General features: G+C 67.3%; 3 protein-coding genes and 1 pseudogene. 3 read left to right on the forward strand and 1 reads right to left on the reverse strand.

Annotation, left to right across the window (positions count from 1 at the left end):
* Positions 1–181 precede the first annotated feature (181 nt).
* Entirely contained in the window at positions 182–811 is a 630-nt protein-coding gene (locus VGD20_RS04985; RefSeq protein ID WP_331133390.1) for a TlpA disulfide reductase family protein, read from the reverse strand.
* On the opposite strand from VGD20_RS04985, the pseudogene argH reads away from it, so the two are divergent.
* The 3 genes and pseudogenes from argH to lysA all read left to right on the forward strand — a co-directional run bounded on the left by argH (position 810) and on the right by lysA (position 3,712).
* Positions 810–2,186, forward strand: a pseudogene (gene argH, locus VGD20_RS04990) (argininosuccinate lyase). The gene VGD20_RS04985 and the pseudogene argH sit on opposite strands and share 2 nt — an antisense overlap.
* The gene (locus VGD20_RS04995) at positions 2,186–2,437 is read left to right on the forward strand and encodes a hypothetical protein (RefSeq protein WP_331133391.1); all 252 of its coding nucleotides are present in this window, start codon (positions 2,186–2,188) and stop codon (positions 2,435–2,437) included. The pseudogene argH and the gene VGD20_RS04995 overlap by 1 nt, the downstream one beginning before the upstream one ends.
* A gap of 15 nt (positions 2,438–2,452) precedes the next feature.
* Positions 2,453–3,712: a diaminopimelate decarboxylase gene (gene lysA, locus VGD20_RS05000; RefSeq protein WP_331133392.1), complete on the forward strand. Its 1,260-nt coding sequence runs from the start codon at positions 2,453–2,455 to the stop codon at positions 3,710–3,712.
* Positions 3,713–3,876: the final 164 nt, after the last annotated feature.

Genomic DNA, 3,876 nt, shown 5'->3' on the forward strand with positions numbered 1-3,876 from the left:
TGGCCGAAAAGCCAGCAACCAGAGCTTCGGGCGGCTTTAAGCACTGGAATCTCCCTGTCGCGGAGCGATGGGGAGGTGGCAGCGCGTAGCGCTGACGGAGGGGCAATAGCGCAAGGTTACCGCCCCTCCACCATCCGCTTCGCGGACGGTCTGCCTCAACATCGCTGCGCGACAGGGAGGATTATTTCTCTGTACCACCCTCGGCCAGCAGGGCTTTTGCTTCCGCGCCCTGCCAGTCGATCGCGCCAACGACGCGCCAGATCTCGCGGCCTTCGGCGTCGTAATAGATGCTCGTCGGCAGCGCGCTGTTCGCGGCGTCGAGCAGGCCGTTTTCTGGATCGACATAGGGCTGCAACGCCTTCAATCCGGCCTTCTGGAACCACGGATCGACCACTTCGGCGCCCTGCAGGTCCTGCGCCACCGCGATCACCGTCATCCGTTCGCCGCTCTTCGCCGCCAGCGCGTCGAGCGTCGGCATTTCGGCGACGCACGGCGCGCACCATGTCGCCCACAGGTTGACGAGCAGCGGGCGCCCGCGAAAGTCGGCGAGGGTGACCGGCGCATCGTCGGGACCCTGAAAACGGACGGTCGGCGCGGCCTTCCCCTTGTTGCTGCGATCGACCTGATGCTCGAAATGGTCGACGCCCTTCGCTTGGCCCGCCGAAACATTTGCTTGGCCGTCTGCGGCTTGCCCGCCCGCCGGCTTTTCCCTATCGCAGCCCGCGATTGATCCGGCCAGAAGGACGGCGAGGATCGCAAGATACGGGCTTGGGACGCGGCGGATGGCGAAGACTCCTGACAGCAACAGCATGTGGGGCGGCCGCTTCGGTGGCGGACCCGCGGCGATCATGCAAGAGATTAACGCATCGATCCCCGTCGACAAGCGCTTGTGGGAAGAGGATATCGCCGCCAGCCGCGCGCACGCCGCGATGCTCGGCGCCGCGGGAATCATCGCGGCCGGGGATGCGGCGGTGATCGATCGCGGGCTGGCCCAGATCGCGGGTGAATTCGCCGCGAACGGCGTTCCGGTCCACCTCACGCTCGAAGACATCCACATGACCGTCGAATCGCGGCTGAAGGAGCTTGTCGGCGAAGCGGCCGGGCGGCTCCACACCGCGCGCTCGCGCAACGACCAGGTCGCCACCGATTTCCGCCTGTGGACGCGCACCGCGTGCGAGCGCATCGACGCCGGGCTCGCGGCGATCCAGGCGGCGCTGCTTGCGCGCGCCGACGAACATGCCGACAGCATCATGCCCGGCTTCACGCACCTGCAGGTCGCGCAGCCGGTGACGCTCGGCCATCACCTGCTCGCTTATGTCGCGATGTTCGGCCGCGACCGCAGCCGCTTTGCCGATGCGCGCCGCCGGCTTAACGAATCGCCGCTCGGCGCCGCTGCGCTCGCGGGTACGAGCTTTCCGGTCGATCGCCACACGACCGCCGCCGCGCTCGGCTTCGACCGCCCGATGGCGAACAGCATCGATGCCGTCTCCGACCGCGACTTCGCGCTCGAATTCTGCGCCTCGGCCTCGATCGCCGCGATCCACCTCTCGCGCCTCGCCGAGGAGATCGTCATCTGGGCCAGCCAGCCCTTCGGCTTCATCAGCCTGCCCGATGCCTGGTCGACGGGCAGCTCGATCATGCCGCAAAAGCGCAATCCCGACGCCGCCGAACTGGTGCGCGGTCGCGCGGGTATGCTCCTCGGCGCGTTCCAGCGCCTGTCGGTGATCGTGAAGGGGCTGCCGCTCACCTATTCGAAGGATCTCCAGGACGACAAGGAAACCGTCTTCGGTGCCTTCGACGCGCTTGCGCTGTCGCTCGCCGCGATGACCGGCATGGTCGAAACGCTGACCTTCCGCACCGACCGGATGCGCGCGCTCGCGGCATAAGGCTATTCGACCGCGACCGACCTTGCCGACTGGCTGGTGCGTGAAAACGGCTTGCCGTTCCGCGAGGCGCATCATGTCGTCGGCGCCTGCGTGAAGCGCGCCGAGGAGCTTGGGGTCGAACTCCCGGCGCTGCCCGCGGCCGACGCCGCGGCGATCCACGCGGCGGTCACGCCGGGCGTGCTCGCGGCGCTCACCGTCGAGGCATCGGTCGCCAGTCGCACCAGCTATGGCGGTACGGCGCCCGAACGGGTAAGACAGGCGATCACCGCGGCGCGCGCCGCGCTGGAAGGAAATGATTGATGGCGACCAAGCGCCTCATCCTGGCAAGTCTCGCCGCCACCGCCCTGCTCGGCGCGTGCGGCAGCAAGGAAGATCTGAAGCCCGTGGCAGGCCAGCCTGCACCGGCTATTCCGGTTGGCGCGGATCGCGCCCCGACGACGGAGGAGCTCACGACGCCTGACGCGCAGGCCCGGCCCGCGCGCAGCGACGAACTTCTCAAACGGTCCGAACGCCGCGAAGCCGACGATTTTGACTTGCCGCCTCCGGGCTGAGCTTAGGACTTTCCAATGGATTATTTTGAATATCGTGACGGCGTCCTCCACGCCGAAGACATCCCCTTGCCGCGCATCGCCGAAGAAATCGGCACTCCCGTCTATGTCTATTCGCGCGCGACGCTCGAACGCCATGCACAGGTGTTTCGTGACGCGCTGAAGGATATTCCGAAGAAGCACATCGCCTTCGCGATCAAGTGCAACCCCAACCTCGGCGTGCTGCGCGTCCTCGCGCGGCAGGGTTATGGCGCCGACGTCGTGTCGGGCGGCGAGCTCGAGCGCGCGCTCGCGGCGGGCATGGCGCCCGAAGACATCGTCTTTTCGGGGGTCGGCAAGACGCGCGCCGAACTGGCTCAGGGCCTCGACCGCGGCATCGGCCAATTCAATATCGAGCATGAGCCCGAGGGTGTCGCGCTCGCCGAAATTGCGCTGGCCAAGGAAATGACGGCGCGCGCGGTGCTGCGCGTCAATCCCGACGTCGACGCGGGCACGCATGCCAAGATTTCGACCGGCAAGGCCGAGAACAAGTTTGGCGTGGGCATAGACAGCGCGCCCGAAATCTTCGGCCGGCTCGCCGCGCTGCCGGGCCTGCAGATGCGCGGTATCGCGCTCCATATCGGCAGCCAGCTGACCAGCCTCGCGCCGCTCGAGGCCGCATTCGAACGCGTCGGCCGCCTCGTCGCCGACCTCCGCGCCGCGGGGCACGGCATCACCCATGTCGATCTCGGCGGGGGGCTCGGCGTCCCGTACAAGGCCGATGACAATCCGCCGTCGCCGGCCGAATATGGCGCGATGGTCGCGCGCGTGACGAAGGATTGGGACGTCACCCTGATGTTCGAACCCGGCCGCGTGATCGCGGGCAACACCGGCGTGCTGCTGACCGAAGTTCTCTGGGTCAAGCCCGGCGCGACCCATCCCTTCGTCATCGTCGATGCCGCAATGAACGATCTCGCGCGCCCGGCGCTCTACGACGCGTATCACGACTTCGTCGCGGTGAAGCCGTCGGGCGAGACGATGACCGCGTCGATCGTTGGCCCGGTATGCGAAACCGGCGACACCTTCGCGCGCGACCGCGTGACCGACAAGGTCGAGGCGGGCGACCTCGCGGTCTTCCGCACCGCAGGCGCCTATGGCGCGACGATGGCGTCGACCTACAACAGCCGCAGCCTCGTCCCCGAAGTGCTCGTCGATGGCGACCGTTATGTCGTCGTCGCCGACCGCATCGCGGCGGGCACGATCATGGCCGCCGAGCGCGTGCCTGACTGGATCGACTGACGAACCTCGTCATTGCGAGGAGCGAAGCGACGCGGCAATCCAGAGTCGCGGTAACCGCTCTGGATTGCTTCGCTTCGCTCGCAATGACGTTATAGGTAACCGCCATGCACCAACTCCCCATCTTCCTGAACCTCGGCGGCCGCACGGTCGTGCTGGTCGGGGAG

Origin of the sequence: Sphingopyxis sp. (assembly GCF_036402335.1) — a bacterium.
Classification (GTDB): domain Bacteria; phylum Pseudomonadota; class Alphaproteobacteria; order Sphingomonadales; family Sphingomonadaceae; genus Sphingopyxis.

Excerpts from the sequence above, each read along its gene's own strand:
- VGD20_RS04985 (WP_331133390.1), bottom strand. The coding sequence starts at position 811 with ATGCTGTTGCTGTCAGGAGTCTTCGCCATCCGCCGCGTCCCAAGCCCG.
- VGD20_RS04995 (WP_331133391.1), top strand. The coding sequence starts at position 2,186 with ATGGCGACCAAGCGCCTCATCCTGGCAAGTCTCGCCGCCACCGCCCTG.
- lysA (WP_331133392.1), top strand. The coding sequence starts at position 2,453 with ATGGATTATTTTGAATATCGTGACGGCGTCCTCCACGCCGAAGACATC.